13 protein-coding genes are annotated in these 17,827 nt (G+C 72.0%); 10 read left to right on the top strand and 3 right to left on the bottom strand.

The features are described from left to right. Positions 1-167: 167 nt before the first annotated feature. The 4 genes from CP983_RS14805 (at position 168) to nudC (ending at position 9,753) form a co-directional block, all read left to right on the top strand. Positions 168-3,635 (top strand): ATP-dependent helicase, encoded by a 3,468-nt coding sequence (locus CP983_RS14805; RefSeq protein ID WP_150499849.1) that lies wholly within the window; start codon positions 168-170, stop codon positions 3,633-3,635. Between the two features lie 114 nt (positions 3,636-3,749). Further along, a complete protein-coding gene (locus CP983_RS14800) occupies positions 3,750-7,238 on the top strand; it encodes an ATP-dependent helicase (RefSeq protein WP_150499848.1) in 3,489 nt (1,162 codons plus the stop codon). 10 nt (positions 7,239-7,248) lie between these two features. Beyond that, positions 7,249-8,652: a dipeptidase gene (locus CP983_RS14795; RefSeq protein ID WP_150499847.1), complete on the top strand. Its 1,404-nt coding sequence runs from the start codon at positions 7,249-7,251 to the stop codon at positions 8,650-8,652. Positions 8,653-8,808: 156 nt separating this feature from the next. Further along, complete coding sequence (gene nudC / locus CP983_RS14790; RefSeq protein WP_107903063.1) at positions 8,809-9,753, top strand: NAD(+) diphosphatase; 945 nt, start codon at positions 8,809-8,811, stop codon at positions 9,751-9,753. 91 nt (positions 9,754-9,844) lie between these two features. On the opposite strand, the gene CP983_RS14785 is transcribed toward nudC, so the two are convergent. Beyond that, positions 9,845-10,087 carry a mycoredoxin gene (locus tag CP983_RS14785; RefSeq protein ID WP_030947039.1) on the bottom strand — a complete coding sequence of 81 codons (243 nt, stop codon included), beginning with the start codon at positions 10,085-10,087 and terminating at the stop codon, positions 9,845-9,847. A 127-nt stretch (positions 10,088-10,214) separates the two neighbouring features. On the opposite strand from CP983_RS14785, the gene CP983_RS14780 reads away from it, so the two are divergent. From CP983_RS14780 to CP983_RS14760, 5 genes are all read left to right on the top strand, one after another. Then, complete coding sequence (locus CP983_RS14780; RefSeq protein WP_229914878.1) at positions 10,215-12,467, top strand: ATP-dependent DNA helicase UvrD2; 2,253 nt, start codon at positions 10,215-10,217, stop codon at positions 12,465-12,467. A gap of 165 nt (positions 12,468-12,632) precedes the next feature. Further along, positions 12,633-12,959 carry a hypothetical protein gene (locus CP983_RS14775; RefSeq protein ID WP_150499845.1) on the top strand — a complete coding sequence of 109 codons (327 nt, stop codon included), beginning with the start codon at positions 12,633-12,635 and terminating at the stop codon, positions 12,957-12,959. Between the two features lie 175 nt (positions 12,960-13,134). Beyond that, the gene (locus CP983_RS14770) at positions 13,135-13,503 is read left to right on the top strand and encodes a WhiB family transcriptional regulator (protein WP_030947035.1); all 369 of its coding nucleotides are present in this window, start codon (positions 13,135-13,137) and stop codon (positions 13,501-13,503) included. Beyond that, complete coding sequence (locus CP983_RS14765; RefSeq protein ID WP_150499844.1) at positions 13,500-13,823, top strand: hypothetical protein; 324 nt, start codon at positions 13,500-13,502, stop codon at positions 13,821-13,823. The genes CP983_RS14770 and CP983_RS14765 overlap by 4 nt, the downstream gene beginning before the upstream one ends. A gap of 138 nt (positions 13,824-13,961) precedes the next feature. Continuing rightward, the gene (locus tag CP983_RS14760) at positions 13,962-14,171 is read left to right on the top strand and encodes a hypothetical protein (RefSeq protein WP_107903059.1); all 210 of its coding nucleotides are present in this window, start codon (positions 13,962-13,964) and stop codon (positions 14,169-14,171) included. A 91-nt stretch (positions 14,172-14,262) separates the two neighbouring features. On the opposite strand, the gene CP983_RS14755 is transcribed toward CP983_RS14760, so the two are convergent. Further along, positions 14,263-15,633: an ABC1 kinase family protein gene (locus tag CP983_RS14755; protein ID WP_150499843.1), complete on the bottom strand. Its 1,371-nt coding sequence runs from the start codon at positions 15,631-15,633 to the stop codon at positions 14,263-14,265. Continuing rightward, complete coding sequence (locus CP983_RS14750) at positions 15,626-16,846, bottom strand: TOMM precursor leader peptide-binding protein (protein WP_150506595.1); 1,221 nt, start codon at positions 16,844-16,846, stop codon at positions 15,626-15,628. The genes CP983_RS14755 and CP983_RS14750 overlap by 8 nt, the downstream gene beginning before the upstream one ends. A 280-nt stretch (positions 16,847-17,126) precedes the next feature. On the opposite strand from CP983_RS14750, the gene CP983_RS14745 reads away from it, so the two are divergent. Beyond that, positions 17,127-17,723: a M48 metallopeptidase family protein gene (locus tag CP983_RS14745; RefSeq protein WP_107903052.1), complete on the top strand. Its 597-nt coding sequence runs from the start codon at positions 17,127-17,129 to the stop codon at positions 17,721-17,723. Positions 17,724-17,827 lie beyond the last annotated feature (104 nt).

The raw sequence follows: 17,827 nt of genomic DNA, 5'->3' as shown, positions 1-17,827 counted from the left end.
CGCACCATCCCGCGGCGTAGCGTCGGCTGCGCGTGTCCCCCTCACCCCGCAGCCACCGCCCTGCACACGCGCGGGGCGGCCCACCCGGCACCCGACCACCAGCCCCCGACGACGGCGCTCCGCGCCGGCGGTGACAACCTGCACTCCCACCAGGACCGGCGAACCACGTGAGCTCCTCTTTCTCCACCAGGCGCCTGTCGCACCCCCAGGTGCGACAGGGGACCCGTGGCGCTTACCGGCTGGTACGTACCCCTGCGGTCCGCGTGGCTCCCCCTCGTCTTGACGCCGCACAGCGCGCCGTGGTTGACCACGGCACCGGCCCGATGCTCGTCCTCGCAGGTCCGGGCACCGGCAAGACCACCACGCTCGTCGAGTCGGTGGCGGCACGCATCGCCCGCGGCGGGGACCCCGAGCGCATCCTGGTGTTGACGTTCAGCCGCAAGGCCGCGGTCGAACTGCGCGACCGCATGGCACTGCGCATAGGGGCGGCCCGCGCACCGCAGGCGACCACCTTCCACTCGTTCTGCTACGCCCTCGTCCGCGCCCACCAGGACAGCGACCTGTTCACGGAACCGCTGCGGCTGCTGTCCGGCCCCGAGCAGGACGTGACCGTACGAGGGCTGCTCGCGGGCCAGCCCGACCTGGAGCGGCTCGGACTCGCCCATGTGCGCTGGCCGGACGACCTGCGCGCCTGCCTGACCACCCGTGGCTTCGCCGACGAGGTCCGCGCGGTCCTCGCCCGCAGCCGCGAGCTGGGCCTCGCACCCGACGCCCTGGACGCCTTCGCCCGCCGCATCGGCCGCCCCGACTGGCGCGCCGCGGCCGCCTTCCTCGCCGAGTACCTCGACGTGCTCGACATGCAGGGCGTGCTCGACTACGCCGAACTGGTCCACCGCGCGGTGCTCCTCGCCCGCCGGCCCGAGACCGCGGCACGACTGTCCGCGCAGTACGACGCCGTGTACGTCGACGAGTACCAGGACACCGATCCGGCGCAGGTACGGCTGCTGCACGCGCTCGCTGGCGACGGCCGCAACCTGGTCGCGTTCGGCGACCCCGACCAGTCGATCTACACGTTCCGCGGCGCCGACGTGAACGGCATCCTGGACTTCCCGCACGCCTTCCCGCGCGCGGACGGCCGCCCCGCGCCCGTCGAGGTCCTACGCACCTCCCGCCGCTCCGGCGCCGACCTGCTGGCCGCGACCCGGCTGCTGACCCAGCGCATGCCGCTGACCCGCCTCCCGGCGGAGAAGGTACGCGCCCACCGCGAACTCACCCCGGTCCGCGAGGGCGGCCGCGTCGAGGTCTTCACCTACCCGACGCCCGGCACCGAGCTCGACAACATCGCCGACATCCTGCGCCGCGCCCACCTTGAGGACGGCGTGCCCTGGGGCGAGATGGCCGTACTGGTGCGCGCGGGGTCGCGCACCATCCCGACGGTGCGCCGGGCGCTCACGGCCGCCGGGGTGCCCCTGGACATCGACGGCGACGACCTGCCGTTGCGGCACGAGCCCGCGGTGGCGCCGCTGTTGACGGCGTTGCGGGCGGTGGCAAGGGCGGAGGCGTCGGGGGGCGCGACGGGGGAGACCGGCGCCGAAGCCGCGGGCTCCGACGGGGAGGGGGACGCGGGCGGATCTGTAGCGCCGGCCGGTGAGACGGCGGCCACGGACAGCTCTGCGACACACTCCCCCGGAGGGGTGGCGGACAGGGATGGTTCCTCGGCACAGGCTCCCGAAGAGCCTGCCCGGGACACCTGCTGGCTCGACACCGAGACCGCCCTCAGCCTGCTCGCCTCCCCGCTCGCCGGCATGGACGCCGCCGACCTCCGGCGGCTCGGCCGTGCCCTGCGTGAGGAGGAGCGGGCCGCGGGCAACGCCCTGCCGCCGCCCTCGGACGACCTGCTCGCCCGGGCGCTGGCCGAGCCGGAGCGGCTGGCGGTGCACGACCCCACGTACGCGCGTGGCGCCCAGCGGCTCGGCGCGCTGCTGCGCAAGGCCCGTGAACGGCTCGCGGGCGGCGGTACGGCCGAGGAGGCGCTGTGGGACCTGTGGGAGGGCACGCCGTGGCCCGCGCGACTGGAGCGCACCGCCCGCCGCGGCGGCGCCGCCGGTCGCAACGCCGACCGTGACCTGGACGCCATGTGTGCACTGTTCGCGACAGCCGCCCGCGCGGAGGAGCGCACCGGCGGCCGCGGTGCCCTGAACTTCCTGGAGGAGATCGACGCCGAGGACATCGCCGCCGACACCCTCACGCGGCGTGCCGTACGCCCCGACGCCGTACGCCTGATGACCGCGCACCGCTCCAAGGGCCTCGAATGGCGCCTGGTCGTCGTCGCGGGCGTCCAGGAGGGTCTGTGGCCGGACCTGCGCCGCCGCGGCTCCCTCCTGGAGGCCGACCGCATCGGCCGCGACGGACTCGCCGAGCCGCTCACCCCGGGAGCGCTGCTCGCGGAGGAACGCCGCTTGTTCTACGTCGCCGCCACACGCGCGCGTGAGCGCCTGGTCGTCACGGCGGTGAAGGGCGCGGCCGACGACGGCGACCAGCCCTCCCGCTTCCTGACCGAACTCGGCGTGGAACCGAGGGACGTCACGGGCCGCCCCCGCCGCCCGCTGTCCGTCGCTGCGCTCGTCGCCGAACTGAGGGCGACGACGGTCGACCCGCGCGCCTCCGACGCCCTCAGGGAGGCCGCCGCGCACCGACTGGCCAGGCTGGCGGCGCTCGCCGACGAGGACGGCCGCCCACTGGTCCCCGCCGCCCACCCGTACCGCTGGTGGGGCATGTTCGAGCCGACCGAGTCCAAGGTGCCGCTGCGCAACCGGGACCAGCCCGTCGTGCTCTCGGGCAGCGCCCTCGACCAGCTCGCCAACACCTGCGCCCTCCAGTGGTTCCTGGGCCGCGAGGTGAAGGCCGACGCGCCCGCCACCGTCGCCCAGGGCTTCGGCAACGTCGTGCACGTCCTCGCCGACGAGGTCGCCTCCGGCCACACGCCGGCCGACCTCGACGTCCTCATGGAGCGCCTCGACTCCGTGTGGAACGCGCTGGCCTTCGACGCGCCGTGGAAGTCGGCCCAGGAGAAGGGCAACGCGCGCGTGGCGCTCGAACGCTTCCTGCAGTGGCACGTGATGGACCGCGCGGGCCGCACCCCGGTGGCGAGCGAGCACGACTTCGACGTGACCCTGGAGGCCGGGGATTTCGAGGTGCGTATCCGCGGCCAGATGGACCGCGTCGAGGCCGACGGCGACGGACGCGCCTACGTGGTCGACTTCAAGACCGGCAAGCAGGCCCCCAGCGCGGCCGAGGTGGCCCGGCACCCGCAGCTCGCCGTCTACCAGCTCGCCGTCCGCGAGGGCGCCGTCGACGACGCCTTCGACGGCGAGCGCCCCGAGCCGGGCGGCGCCGAACTCGTCCAGCTGCGTCAGGGCGCCGCCAAGCGCGACGGCGGCGAGACCCTGCCCAAGGTGCAGGGACAACAGCCCCTGGACGGCCCGGAGGGGGAGTGGGTCGGCGACCTGCTCGCCACCGCGGCGGGCAAGGTCCTCGACGAACGGTTCGCACCCAACACGGGGCAACACTGCACACACTGCGCGTTCCGGGCGTCGTGCAGCGCGCGGCCCGAAGGGCGGCACGTGGTGGAGTGACGCATCGTCAGCACCCGGAGTGATCGATGACACCACCTGTGCTGACCTGGGCTTCTTTCGGCCCGGAGGCCGGTCCGGCATCGAGTGTCAGTGCTCGCCGCTAGCCTTCCTGGAGTGTCCGCCCGTATCACCGATCCCGATCAGCTCAAAGAGCTCCTCGGCATCCCGTTCACCCCGGAGCAGACGGCCTGCATCACCGCGCCGCCCGCCCCGCAGGTGATCGTGGCCGGAGCCGGGTCGGGCAAGACGACGGTGATGGCGGCCCGCGTGGTGTGGCTGGTCGGCACCGGCCAGGTCGCCCCCGAGCAGGTCCTCGGCCTGACCTTCACCAACAAGGCCGCCGGTGAACTCGCCGAGCGCGTCCGCAAGGCACTCGTCAAGGCAGGCGTCACCGACCCGGACGTCATCGACCCCGACAATCCGCCCGGCGAGCCGGTGATCTCCACCTACCACGCCTTCGCCGGCCGCCTGCTGACCGACCACGGCCTGCGCATCGGCCTCGAACCGACCTCCCGGCTGCTCGCCGACGCCACCCGCTACCAGCTCGCCGCGCGCGTGCTGCGCGAAGCCCCGGGCCCCTACCCGGCCCTCACCCGCTCCTTCGCCGACCTCGTCAGCGACCTCCTCAACCTCGACGCCGAACTCGCCGAGCACCTCGTACGCCCCGAGAAGCTGCGCGCGCACGACGCCGGACTGCTGCTCACCCTCCAGTCCGCCAAGCTCACCAACGCCGACCTGCGCAAGGTCCCCGAAGTCGCCGCGGCACGCCGCGAACTCGCCGACCTCGTGGTCCGCTACCGCGCCGCCAAACGCGAACGCGACCTGCTCGACTTCGGCGACCAGATCGCCCTGTCGGCACAGCTCTCCGCCACCCCCGAAGTGGGCCGCGTCCTGCGCGACGAGTTCCGCGTGGTCCTCCTGGACGAGTACCAGGACACCTCCGTCGCCCAACGCGTCCTCCTGGCGGGCCTGTTCGGCGACGGCACCGGCCACCCCGTGACGGCCGTCGGCGACCCCTGCCAGGCGATCTACGGCTGGCGCGGCGCCTCCGTCGCCAACCTCGACGACTTCCCCGAGCACTTCGCCCACGCCGACGGCCACCTCGCCGCCCGCCAGGCCCTCAGCGAGAACCGCCGCAGCGGCGGCCGCCTCCTCGACCTCGCCAACGGCCTCGCGGAGCCCCTGCGCGCCATGCACGCGGGCGTGGAGGCCCTGCGCCCGGCACCCGGCGCCGAACGCGACGGCATCGTCCGCTGCGCCCTCCTGCCCACCCACGCCGAGGAGATCGACTGGATCGCCGACTCCGTCGCCCACCTCGTGAACACCGGCAAGGCACCCGGCGAGATCGCCGTCCTGTGCCGTACGGCGACCGACTTCGCCGAGATCCAGGGCGCGCTCGTCGCCCGCGACGTCCCCGTCGAGGTGGTCGGCCTGTCCGGGCTGCTCCACCTGCCCGAGATCGCCGACCTGGTCGCCGTCTGCGAGGTCCTCCAGGACCCGGGCGCCAACGCCTCCCTGGTCCGCCTGCTCAGCGGCCCCCGCTGGCGCATCGGCCCCCGCGACCTCGCGCTGCTGGGGCGCCGGGCGCGCACGCTGGTGTCGCACGCGCGCGTGGACGGCGACGACCCCGACCGCCGGCTCGCCGAGGCCGTCGAGGGGGTCGACCCCGCCGAGGTCATCTCGCTCGCGGACGCCCTCGACACGTTCCTGGAGACGCCGCTCGACGGCGACGGGGACGACGACGGGCTGCCCTTCTCACCGGACGCGCGCGTGCGGTTCGCCCGCCTCGCCACCGAACTGCGCGACCTGCGCCGCTCCCTGTCCGACCCGCTCATGGACGTCCTGCACCGCGTCCTCGCCGTCACCGGCCTGGAGGTCGAGCTGTCGGCCTCCCCGCACGCGCTGGCCGCCCGCCGCCGCGAGACCCTGTCCAACTTCCTCGACATCGCCGCCTCCTTCGCGGCCGGCGACAACGAGGCGAGCCTGCTCGCCTTCCTCGGCTTCCTGCGCACCGCCGCCCAGTACGAGAAGGGCCTCGACAACGCCCTCCCCGGCGGCGAGAACACCGTCAAGGTGCTCACCGCGCACAAGTCCAAGGGCCTGGAATGGGACGTCGTCGCCGTCCCGGGCCTGGTCACCGGCACCTTCCCCAGCACCCAGGGCCGCGAGAAGTGGACCGCACAGGCCAAGGTGCTCCCGCACGAACTGCGCGGCGACACCGACACCCTCCCCGATGTCGCCTCCTGGGACTCCCGCGGCCTGAAGGCCTTCCAGGAGGCCATGAAGGACCACCAGCACACCGAGGAACTCCGCCTCGGCTACGTCACCTTCACCCGCCCCCGCTCGCTGCTCCTCGGCTCCGGCCACTGGTGGGGCCCCACCCAGAAGAAGCCCCGCGGCCCCTCCGACTTCCTGCAAGCCCTGTACGACCACTGCGTCGCGGGCCACGGCGAGATCGAGGCGTGGGCGGACGAACCTGCCGAGGACGAGGAGAACCCGGCCCTGCACCGGGAGAGCGCCGACCAGCTGTGGCCCCTGCCCCTCGACACGGCCGCCCTGACCCGCCGCCGCGCGGCCGCCGAGACGGTCCTGGCCCACCTGGAGAACCTGGCGTCCCACGAGGACGACCACCCCGCCGCGACCCACGACCCCGACGCCTACGACGACCCGGACTGGCCCCCGCCGCCGGACGACGACGAGGCGTTCGCCGACGATCCGCAGTTCGCCGACGATCCGCAGGACGAGGACCCCGAGGACTGGGACTCCTGGACCACGGACCGCCCCACCCCGGCCATCCCGCACCAGGCGCAACCCCCGGAGCCCGCCGCCGGCCGCCCCCAGCCCGCACAGCCGGCCCCCCTCACCCCTGAGGAGGCCCGCACCCTCGCCTCCTGGGACCGCGACCTCGACGCCCTCACCGGCGAGCTCCTGCGCGCCCGCACGAGCGTCACGGACGTACCCGTGCCCGCGTCACTGACCGCGTCCCAGCTGCTGCGCCTGGCCGCCGACCCGGACGGGTTCGCGCAGGAACTCGCGCGCCCCATGCCGCGCCCCCCACAACCCGCCGCACGTCGGGGCACCCGATTCCACGCCTGGGTCGAAGCCCGCTTCGAGGAACTGACGCTGCCCATGCTGGAGCCCGACGACCTCCCCGGCACCGAGGCCGAGATCGCCGACGAGCGTGACCTGGAAGCCCTCAAGGACGCCTTCGAACGCACCGAGTACGCCCACCGCACGCCCTACCGCGTCGAGGCCCCCTTCCAGCTCGCGATCGCCGGCCGCGTCGTACGGGGCCGCATCGACGCCGTCTACCGGACCGGCGAGGGCGAGGAGGCGACGTACGAGATCGTCGACTGGAAGACCAACCGCACCCGCACCGCCGACCCGCTCCAGCTCGCCCTGTACCGGCTCGCCTGGGCCGAGCAGCAGGGCGTACCCCTGGAGTCCGTCGACGCCGCGTTCCTGTACGTCCGCACCGGCGAGGTCGTACGCCCGGACGACCTCCCGGGCCGTGAGGCCCTGGAGCGACTGCTCGGCGAAGAGCCCGTCGCCGAGGTGAAGTGTGAGGAACCGCCCAACCAGGATGTCGGTGCGGGCCGATAGGCTCGTGACCATGAGCCAGACCCCGGACAGCGCCGTCCGCACGTACATCGAGCAGCACCGTGCCGCCTTCCTCGACGACCTCGCCGAATGGCTGCGCATCCCCTCCGTGTCGGCCCAGCCCGACCACGCGCCCGACGTACGCCGCAGCGCCGACTGGCTCGCCGCCAAGCTCAAGGAGACCGGCTTCCCGACCACCGAGGTCTGGCCCACACCGGGAGCCCCCGCCGTCTTCGCCGAGTGGCCCTCCCACGACCCCGAAGCGCCCACGGTCCTGGTCTACGGCCACCACGACGTGCAGCCCGCCGCCCGCGAGGACGGCTGGGACAGCGAGCCCTTCGAGCCCGTCGTCCGCGAAGGACGCCTCTACGCGCGCGGGGCAGCCGACGACAAGGGCCAGGTGTTCTTCCACACACTCGGCGTCCGCACCCACCTCGCCACCACCGGCCGCAGCACCCCCGCCGTCAACCTCAAGCTGCTCATCGAGGGTGAGGAGGAGTCCGGCTCCCCGCACTTCCGCGCCCTCGTCGAAGAGCACGCCGAGCGGCTCGCGGCCGACGCCGTGATCGTGTCCGACACCGGCATGTGGGCCGAGGACACCCCCACGGTGTGCACCGGCATGCGCGGCCTCGCCGAGTGCGAGATCCGACTCTACGGCCCCGACCAGGACATCCACTCGGGCTCCTTCGGCGGCGCCGTCCCCAACCCGGCGACCGCCGCCGCCCGCCTGGTCGCCGCCCTGCACGACGAGCACGCACGCGTGGCGGTCCCCGGCTTCTACGACGGCGTCGTCGAGCTGACCGACCGCGAGCGCGAACTCTTCGCCGAGCTGCCCTTCGACGAGGCGCGCTGGCTGCGCACGGCCAAGTCCCACGCCACCCACGGCGAAGCGGGCCTCACGACCCTGGAGCGCATCTGGGCCCGCCCGACCGCCGAGGTCAACGGCATCGGCGGCGGCTACCAGGGCCCCGGCAGCAAGACGATCATCCCGTCCTCCGCGATGGTGAAGATCTCCTTCCGGCTGGTCGCCGGACAGGACCCCGAGCACATCGAGAAGGCCGTCCGAGCCTGGGCCACCGACCAGGTGCCCGCCGGCGTCCGCAGCGAGATCACGTTCACCGGCGCCACCCGCCCGTGCCTGACGCCGCTGGACCACCCGGCCCTGCAGTCCGTCGTACGCGCCATGGGGCGCGCCTTCGAAGGCCCCGTCCGCTTCACCCGCGAAGGCGGCTCGGGACCGGCCGCCGACCTCCAGGACGTCCTCGCGGCACCCGTGCTCTTCCTCGGCATCTCCGTCCCCTCCGACGGCTGGCACGCCCCGAACGAGAAGGTCGAGCTGGACCTGCTCCTCAAGGGCGTCGAGACCACCGCCTACCTGTGGGGCGACCTCGCGGCCAACTGGCGCCATGAGCCCTGAGCCACCGGGCCCGTCCGGAGAGGCATCGGGCGCGGGGCACACTGGAGACGCCGCCCCGCACCGCCCCGCCCTGCCGCGACCGGTCACCTCCTGTCCCACGTCCCGCCGATCCGCCCACCGAAGCACACCGTTCCACTGGGGGAGTTGGAAGCACCCGTGACCACCTGGACCGACCACACCGCCGATCGACCCATCTCGCTCACCGCCCCGAGCGGCGTCGACCGAGCCGCCCACCACCGGCTCGACGAGGCCTGGCTCGCGGCAGCGTGGAGCCACCCCACAACCCGCTGCTTCGTGGTCTCCGGCGGCCAGGTCCTCATCGACGAGACGCCGGACGGGCGCACCGAACTCGTCATGACCCCCTCCTTCGAGGCCCCCCTCACCGAGGCGCACCGCTACTTCCTCGGCATCGACGAGGACGGCGTCAGCTATTTCGCCCTCCAGAAGGACGCCCTGCCCGGCCGCATCGACCAGTCGGCGCGCGCGGCCGGCCTGCGCGAGGCGGGCCTGCTGCTGTCACCGCGCGACACGGGCCTGATGGTGCACGCCGTCGGCCTGGAGAACTGGCAACGCACCCACCGCTTCTGCTCCCGCTGCGGAGAGCGCACCGTGATCGCCGCGGCCGGCCACATCCGCCGCTGCCCCGCCTGCGGCGCCGAGCACTACCCCCGCACCGACCCCGCCGTGATCATGGCCGTCACCGACGAGGACGACCGCATCCTCCTCGGCCGCCAGGTTCACTGGCCCGAGGGCCGCTTCTCCACGCTCGCCGGCTTCGTCGAACCGGGCGAGTCCATCGAGCAGACCGTGCGGCGCGAGGTCTTCGAAGAGGCCGGCATCACCGTCGGCCAGGTCGAGTACGTCGCCAGCCAGCCCTGGCCCTTCCCGTCCAGCCTCATGCTCGGCTTCATGGCCCGCGCCACCTCCACCGACGTCGAGGTCGACGGCGAGGAGATCCACGAGGCCCGCTGGTTCTCCCGCGAGGAACTGCGCGTCGCCTTCGAGGCCGGCGAGGTCCTGCCGCCCTACGGCATCTCCATCGCGGCCCGACTGATCGAGCTCTGGTACGGCAAGCCACTGCCGACGAGGAGCTTCGTCTGAGACGACCCTCGTCAGCGCCACGCGGACAGCACGAAGGCGGCCCCTGAAGCGCCTCAGGGACCGCCTTCCGAGGACCGCACCGAGGGTGCGGTCAGGCGCTGATCTTCTGCTTGACCTGAGCCAGCGACGGGTTCGTCATCGTCGAACCGTCCGCGAAAAGCACGGTCGGGACCGTCTGGTTTCCGCCATTCGCCTTCTCGACGAAAGACGCGGACTCGGGGTCCTGCTCGATGTTGATCTCCGTGTACGCGATGCCCTCGCGGTCCAGCTGCTTCTTCAGCCGCTGGCAGTAGCCGCACCAGGTGGTGCTGTACATCGTCACAGTGCCCTGCATGTCTCGCGCGCTCCTCTGATAGCTCGGGGGAACAGGTCGTCCAGAGGGGGAACGTACGCGACCGGGCCACCATTCCCACCCGGGGTATGCCCGCCACGTGACGCCTGCCGCATTAGTACGACTATCAATGCCTGCCTGTGGACAACCGGCACAGCCGTCTCCGGCGACCTGGCAGCATGGCCATGTGACAGCAGCAACGCACTCCACCCTCTTCCCGCAGGCACCGGACACGGCCGACGCGGTGCTCGACGGGCTCGACCCCGAGCAGCGCGAGGTCGCCACCGCCCTGCACGGACCGGTGTGCGTACTCGCGGGCGCCGGAACCGGCAAGACAAGGGCGATCACCCACCGCATCGCCTACGGGGTCCGCGCCGGCATCCTCCAGCCCTCCAGCGTGCTCGCCGTCACCTTCACCAACCGCGCCGCCGGAGAGATGCGCGGCCGGCTCCGCCAGCTCGGCGCCGCCGGGGTCCAGGCCCGTACGTTCCACTCGGCCGCCCTGCGCCAGCTCCAGTACTTCTGGCCGAAAGCGATCGGTGGCTCCATGCCCCGACTCGTCGACCGCAAGATCCAGCTCGTCGCCGACGCGGCCGCCGCCTGCCGCATCCGCCTCGACCGGAACGAGCTGCGCGACGTCACCGCTGAGATCGAGTGGTCCAAGGTCACCCAGACCGTCCCCGCCGACTACGCCCCCGCCGCCGCCAAAGCGGGCCGCGAAGCCCCCCGCGACCCGGCCGAGATCGCCCAGATCTACAACGTCTACGAGGACCTCAAGCGCGACCGCTCCGTCATGGACTTCGAGGACGTCCTCCTCCTCACCGTCGCCATCCTCCAGGACCGGCACGACATCGCCGACCAGGTCCGCTCCCAGTACCAGCACTTCGTCGTCGACGAGTACCAGGACGTCAGCCCCCTCCAGCAACGCCTGCTGGAGCTGTGGCTGGGCGAGCGGGACAACCTCTGCGTGGTCGGCGACGCCAGCCAGACGATCTACTCGTTCACAGGCGCAACCCCTGACCACCTGCTCGACTTCCGCACCCGCCACCCCGGCGCCACCGTCGTCAAACTCGTCCGCGACTACCGCTCCACCCCCCAGGTCGTCCACCTCGCCAACGGCCTGCTCGCCCAGGCCAGCGGACGCGCCGCCGACCACCGCCTGGAACTGATCTCCCAGCGCGACGCCGGCCCCGAACCCGTCTACACCGAGTACACGGACGAACCCGCCGAGGCCGAAGGCGCCGCCCGCCGCATCCGGGAACTCATGGCCTCCGGGGTCCCGGCCAGCGAGATCGCCATCCTGTTCCGCACGAACTCCCAGTCCGAGTCCTACGAGCAGGCCCTCGCCGACGCGGGCGTCCCCTACCAGCTGCGCGGCGCCGAGCGCTTCTTCGACCGCCCCGAAGTGCGCAAGGCCGGCATCGCCCTGCGCGGCGCGGCCCGCTTCGGCGGCAACGACACCCTCCTCGACGACGCCGTCGACCTGCCCTCCCAGGTGCGTGCCGTCCTCTCGGGGGAGGGCTGGACGACCCAGCCGCCGGCCGGCTCCGGCGCCGTCAGGGAGCGCTGGGAGTCACTGGCGGCCCTGGTGAACCTCGCCCAGGACTTCGCCGCCGCCAAAACCGGCGCCACCCTCGCCGACCTCGTCGCGGAACTCGACGAACGCGCCAACGCCCAGCACGCCCCGACCGTCCAGGGCGTCACCCTCGCCTCCCTGCACTCGGCCAAGGGTCTGGAGTGGGACGTCGTCTTCCTGGTCGGCGTCGCCGAGGGCATGATGCCGATCACCTACGCAAAGACCGACGAGCAGGTCGAGGAGGAACGCCGCCTCCTCTACGTCGGCGTCACCCGCGCCCGCCGTCACCTCCACGTGTCTTGGTCACTCACCCGCGCACCCGGCGGCCGCCCCAATCGCCGGCCCAGCCGCTTCCTCGACGGACTGCGGCCCGGCTCGACCGCCACCGTGGGACGCGCTGCCGCCCGCGGCTCCGGCGGCGTCGAGCGCGGATTCACCAGCAGACCGGACGCCGCCCCCAGAAGGACACAGCGCAGCCCCGCCCGCTGCCGCGTCTGCGGGCGCACGCTCACCGACGCCGGCGAGATGAAGCTGATGCGCTGCGAGGACTGCCCGTCCGACATGGACGAGGGCCTCTACGAACGCCTCCGCGAATGGCGGGGCGTCCAGGCACGGCTCAGCGGACAGCCCGACTTCTGCGTCTTCACGGACAAGACCCTGATGGCCATCGCCGAGACGGAGCCGACGACTCCGGATGAGCTGTCCCGCATCCCAGGCGTCCTCAAGCGCAAGCTCGACCGCTACGGAGACGATGTGCTGACCATCTGCGCAGGCCAGGAGCTTGAGCAGGGTCCGGACGGGGAATGATGCGAACTCGTCGAAAAAATAGTTTGCGCATGCCCCAGCAATCCCCATAGGTTCTTAGCCACGGGAACGGAGGCCTTCTCGGAGGCCCCAATTCCGTGTTGTACTTGCATACCCGTCGGACTGGTTGACCCCAGTCCCCCTAGACGCCGAGAGGAGGCGAGTCCAGTGATCAGCATCAACGCCAGCTCCATCAGCAACGTCAAAATGACCGATCGCTCGGTCGTCGCTTCCCTGTGCATGCTCGGCGCCTCGAACCAGGGCACCGGTCTGTCCGGCATCCGTGCCGTCCGGCTGGCGTCCTCCGTGTCTCTCGCGGGTCTTCCCATCCGTGAGCGCAATGAGCGACCGACCAAGGCACTGGAAGCGGCAGTAGAGGCAAGGGCGCATGCCTATGCCTTTGCAGCGACCGGTGCCGGATTCCGGAAGCAGACGACGCAGCACCACCAGATGTGGGCCTTCCGTGGGCCAGAACCCTGGAGTGATCCAGCCTGACAGTCGATCAGGCCGGCGCCTTCAGGGCCGCGGAACCCCATCCGGGATCCGCGGCCCTTCTGTTTGTCCTCGAACGGGGATGACAGGGCGAAGGGGCCTCGGGACAAAGGAAAACCCGGTACCAGCCGCCACCCGGCCCAACAGGGCCGGAACGAAAAGACGAGGAAGACCAACCGTGCAACTCGAAGCGCACGCCCCGTCAGTACCGCCCTCAGAAGCGATCCCCAAGCCCGGCCCCACGGAGGACACGACCTTGACCCCGCTCACTGCGCTCACCGCGCTCGACGACGCCATCGAGAACCTCGGCGTACCCGTCCCCTGCCGTTCCTACGACCCGGAGGTCTTCTTCGCCGAGTCGCCGGCGGACGTCGAGTACGCCAAGTCCCTCTGCCGCACCTGCCCGCTGATCGAGGCCTGCCTCGCCGGCGCCAAGGAGCGGCGTGAGCCCTGGGGCGTCTGGGGTGGCGAGCTGTTCGTCCAGGGTGTTGTCGTCGCCCGGAAGCGGCCGCGTGGTCGCCCGCGCAAGAACCCGGTCACGGCATGAACACCGCAGGCACGATCGACCGTCCCCTCACGCACGACCCCCAGAAGCAGGCCCCGATGAAGCCGTCCACCAGCGAACTCGCAGGCTCCGCGCCTGAAGACTTCACCACCAGTGGCGCGAACGACTCGCGTCAGAACAGGAACCGAGAGATGCAACTCATCCAAGAAGCCCTGGCTCGTGCGCATATGCACGAGCGACAGCACGAGGCCGCGCGGGAACGCCAGGCCGTGCGCCTGGCGTCCGCGCGGCGGATGCAGCGCCGTGCCGAGCGCGCCTCGATGCGTGCCCGTCGCGCGCTCGCCATGGCGGTCATGCAGTAATCGACCCCACCGCCGAGCGGTTGCCTCCCGATCGGGGGAGGCGGTGACTACACCCCGCGGGGGCCGGTCCGTACGAACGGACCGGCCCCCGCGGTGCGTTGTTCCGGCGATCGGATCAGGCGGAGTTATCGTCGCCGAGTGACGAGTCTTTCCGGAGGCAGTGACAACGGCGGCTCCGCCCCCGAGCCCCAGACCCTCGTGTGCGCCCGATGCGGCACCGAGGCCCGGTCCCCCCAGCCCACCTGGACCTGCTCCGTGGAGAACGGCACCCGACGCTACTTCTGCGACAAGTGCTCACGGGAGAACCTGAGGGCGATCGAGGGGCGGCTGGATTCGGCTTGGTGGTAGGGCGGCAGCGGCTGTCTCACCCCTGGGGGCTTCCCCCCCCGCCCCCCTCCCTCCCCCCGGCCCTCAGTCTCTTCAAGCAGGCAGCGTCAGCTCACGCCTCCGCCGCCGAACCCTCCTCGGTGATCGGCTCCTCCAGGACGAAGCCCGGTAGCCATTCCTCCAGTTCCTCGCGGAGTCGTACCGTCGCGCCCAGCTGGCACAGGACGCCGATCGTGCTCAGGGTCACCCGGTGGATGAGGAGGTACGCCGGCGGGAGGTTGAGCTGTTTGCCCAGTTGGTAGGCGGGGGAGCGGGGGTCGGCCACGCGTCCGGCCTGGCTGCGCATCCAGCCGCGGGTGAACGTGAACTCGTCGACCTGGGCCGGTTCGATGATCGGCAGCAGGTAGTCCAGGACGGCGTCCGGTTCCAGGTCGATGGACTCCTTGACGAAGCCCTCCTCGCAGAGAAGCTCGTAGACCGCGTCCGCGTCGCCGTCCAGCGTCATACGCAGGGAGTCACCGATGGGTGTCGGCAGGCCGCCCGGGAGACGGTCGACCGTGCCGAAGTCCAGGACACCCAGCCGCCACTCGCCCTCGCCGTCCGGGGCGCCCGGCAGGAGGCGGAAGTTCCCGGGGTGCGGGTCGGCGTGCAGCAGGCCGGTGCGGGCCGGGCCGGAGAAGAGGAAGCGGGCCAGGAGCTGGCCGGCGCGGTTGCGCTGCTCCTCTGTGCCGTCGGAGATCACCTCCGAGAGCGGGATGCCGTCGATCCACTCGGTGATCAGTACCTGCTCGCACTGATGGACCACCGCGGGGACGACGACGTCCGGATCGTCGGCGAACTCGTCCGCGTGGGCCTGCTGGGCCTGTGCCTCCAAGGCGTAGTCCAGTTCTTCCGAGACCCGGTCCTTCAGCTCGGCGATCAGTGGCTTGATGTCCATGCCGGGGATCAGCGGGCCCAGGAGCCGGGCGAAGCGGCTCAACTGGTTCAGGTCGGAGAGCAGGGCCTCGCCGGCTCCCGGGTACTGCACCTTGACCGCCACCTCGCGGCCGTCGTGCCACACCCCGCGATGCACCTGGCCGATCGAGGCGGCCGCGGCCGGCTTGTCCTCGAATTCCTCGAACAGGTCCTGCCAGTCCTCGCCGAGCCGCTCCGCCAGCACCGAGTGCACGGTTCGCGTCGGCATCGGAGGCGCTGCCTCCTGGAGCTTGGTGAGCGCCGCGCGATATGGGCCGGCGATCTCCTCGGGCAGCGCCGACTCGAAGACGGACAGGGCCTGCCCGAACTTCATGGCGCCGCCCTTGAGCTCGCCGAGCACCTTGAACATCTGCTCCGCGGTGCGCTGCTGCAGCTCGCGGCCGACGAGCTCTGCGGATTCGCCGACGATCCGCTTGCCGAGTCCCCAGGTGGCCCGTCCGGCGAAGCCGAGCGGGAGCGCGGCGAGCTTGGCGGTGCGGGTGACCGCCTTGCGGGGAAGATCAGACATGCGCCCTCCAGGTCCCAGCCAGCCGCTCCGCGTCTGCCCTACGGCGTAACTCCTTCGACGGCCGCTGCTCCGCCATTGTCTCGTGCCGCTCCCCCTCCTCGGAGGGGTGTTCTCCCTCACCTTTCTCCGTGGCGCCGCACGAGCATGCCGGATGCGCCCACACCGGACGGGCGTGCCAGGTCAGACCGGGTAGTGACACTTCCCAGCGTGCACCCGCGCTGGACGGAACCCGGCCGTCCAGAAACGTTAGGGCGTGCGCGGCGGCCAGACCGGCGACCGTAGTGGCCAAAGTGAGGTCGCAGGGTCGCACCTCACGCGCCCTTCTCGAACCCGAGCGCCACTGTGCGACCAGCCGGGGCCACGCAGGGTCCCGATCCGTGCGCCCTTCGTTGAGACAGCCGGCGCAGCCGGTCTCGCCGGGCAGCACGAGTGGGCCGACCACACCGGTTCCCTCCACGACACCGGCGTACAGATGGGGCGTACCGGAGGCGACGAGGGGTTCGGCGGCGGAAGGGGAGGGGGCGTGCACGGCGACGTCGTCCCGGGGCGCGATGATCACCAGGGAGTGGCCGGTGGTCTCCTCTCCCGGGGGCGAGTGGGGACCGCGGCGTGGTGGGCGGTCCGGTGCGCAGCGGCGGGCGGAGCGTCGCGCGGCCTCGTCCCTGCGGTCGCCGACCGTCTCCGCGGGGAGTCCGCCCGGCGCCACGTCCCAGGGCTCGACGCGGCCGACGTCGCGTACGTCGACGTCGCCCACCCCGGCTGCCGACAGCAGCGAGGCGATCATCGAGCCCACCCGGCCGGCGCCCCGTACCTGCACGCGCAGTGAGCGGCGCGCGGTCAGGCGGCTCATCGCCTCACCCGGCTCGGATGTGGTCAGGGACATTGAGGCCAGATCGGGCCGCAGGCGGTCCAGTACCTCTTTCTTGCGGCGAAGGGTGTCGCCGGCCGGGCCGCCGCCCTTCGCGTCGTCGAGCAGTCCCGCTCCTGCCAGGCGTCGCACCAGAGCGTCGACATGGCCGTCCGGCAGGTCCATGCGGCGGCCTTCCTCGCGCAACAGCTCCAGCCCGCGCGTGCCGTTGAGCAGATCGAGGAAGCTGCCCGTCGCGGTGTCCATCGGACCCAGGGTCAGCGCATGTGCCGGAGTCATCCCAAATTGCACGGTGTTGAGATCGCGCCAGCCCCGCCTGAGGGACGGCTTCACCAACGGAGCCACCGCCGGCCTCGACTGCTCAGCCGAAATGCCTGAATTGATGGAATTCGTTGCATGCATGAACTGGCCCCCGTAGCCATCGTGGAACATCCCCGTGCGCGCCGAAGAAGCTCGGTCACAGCTTCCCCGACGCCTGTCAGCATGCCCCGATACGGCGACCGGCGCCGAAAGTTGTCCACAGGCAGTGGATATTCGTCGTACAAATCAAACGCATGGTGGGGGATCGGGATCGAACCGTCCCGGAGTCGGGACTTCCCCTATGCGCAACGGGTAACGTCGGGGCGTGTCCGCCGACCCACTGCACCGCGCCGGAACACCACAGCGCAGTACGACGAGCCCGCCGCCGAGCGGCTCGGGGGCGAACGCGATCGAGGTCCGCAGGAGCGCCCGGCGTCGCCGGACGGTCTCGGCGTACCGCGAGGGCGATCGCACCGTCGTGCTCATCCCTGCCCGGATGTCCGAGGCCGAGGAACAGCGCTGGGTGAACGTCATGCTGGACAAGCTGGCCGCCCAGGAGAGCAAACGGGTCATCGGCGACGCGGAGCTGGCGGAGCGTGCCGAGCGATTGTCGGGCCAGTACCTGGAAGGCCGTGCGCGGCCCAACTCGGTGCGCTGGGTCACCAACCAGAACACCCGCTGGGGCTCGTGCACCCCGGCCGAGGGCAGCATCCGGCTTTCGCACCGGTTGCAGGGAATGCCCGAATACGTCGTCGACTACGTCCTCCTGCACGAGCTCGCGCACCTCCTGGTGCCCGGCCACGGTCCCCGCTTCTGGCAGCTGCTGGAGGCGTATCCCCGCACCGAGCGGGCGAAGGGCTACCTCGAAGGCGTCGTCGCCGCCGAGCGGTTGCCCCATCTGCCCGGCGCGCGCGGCGAATAGGATCCGGGTCCCGCTGCGGCGCCGCTCCGTTCTCCGAAGGAGCCCGTGAGGCGGCCCATGGGGCAGGCCGTGAGGCGGCCCGCGCGTGGTGCTTCCGGTTCGGC

Source organism: Streptomyces chartreusis, assembly GCF_008704715.1.
GTDB lineage: Bacteria > Actinomycetota > Actinomycetes > Streptomycetales > Streptomycetaceae > Streptomyces > Streptomyces chartreusis.
This window is presented reverse-complemented; position numbering and strand designations above follow the sequence as displayed.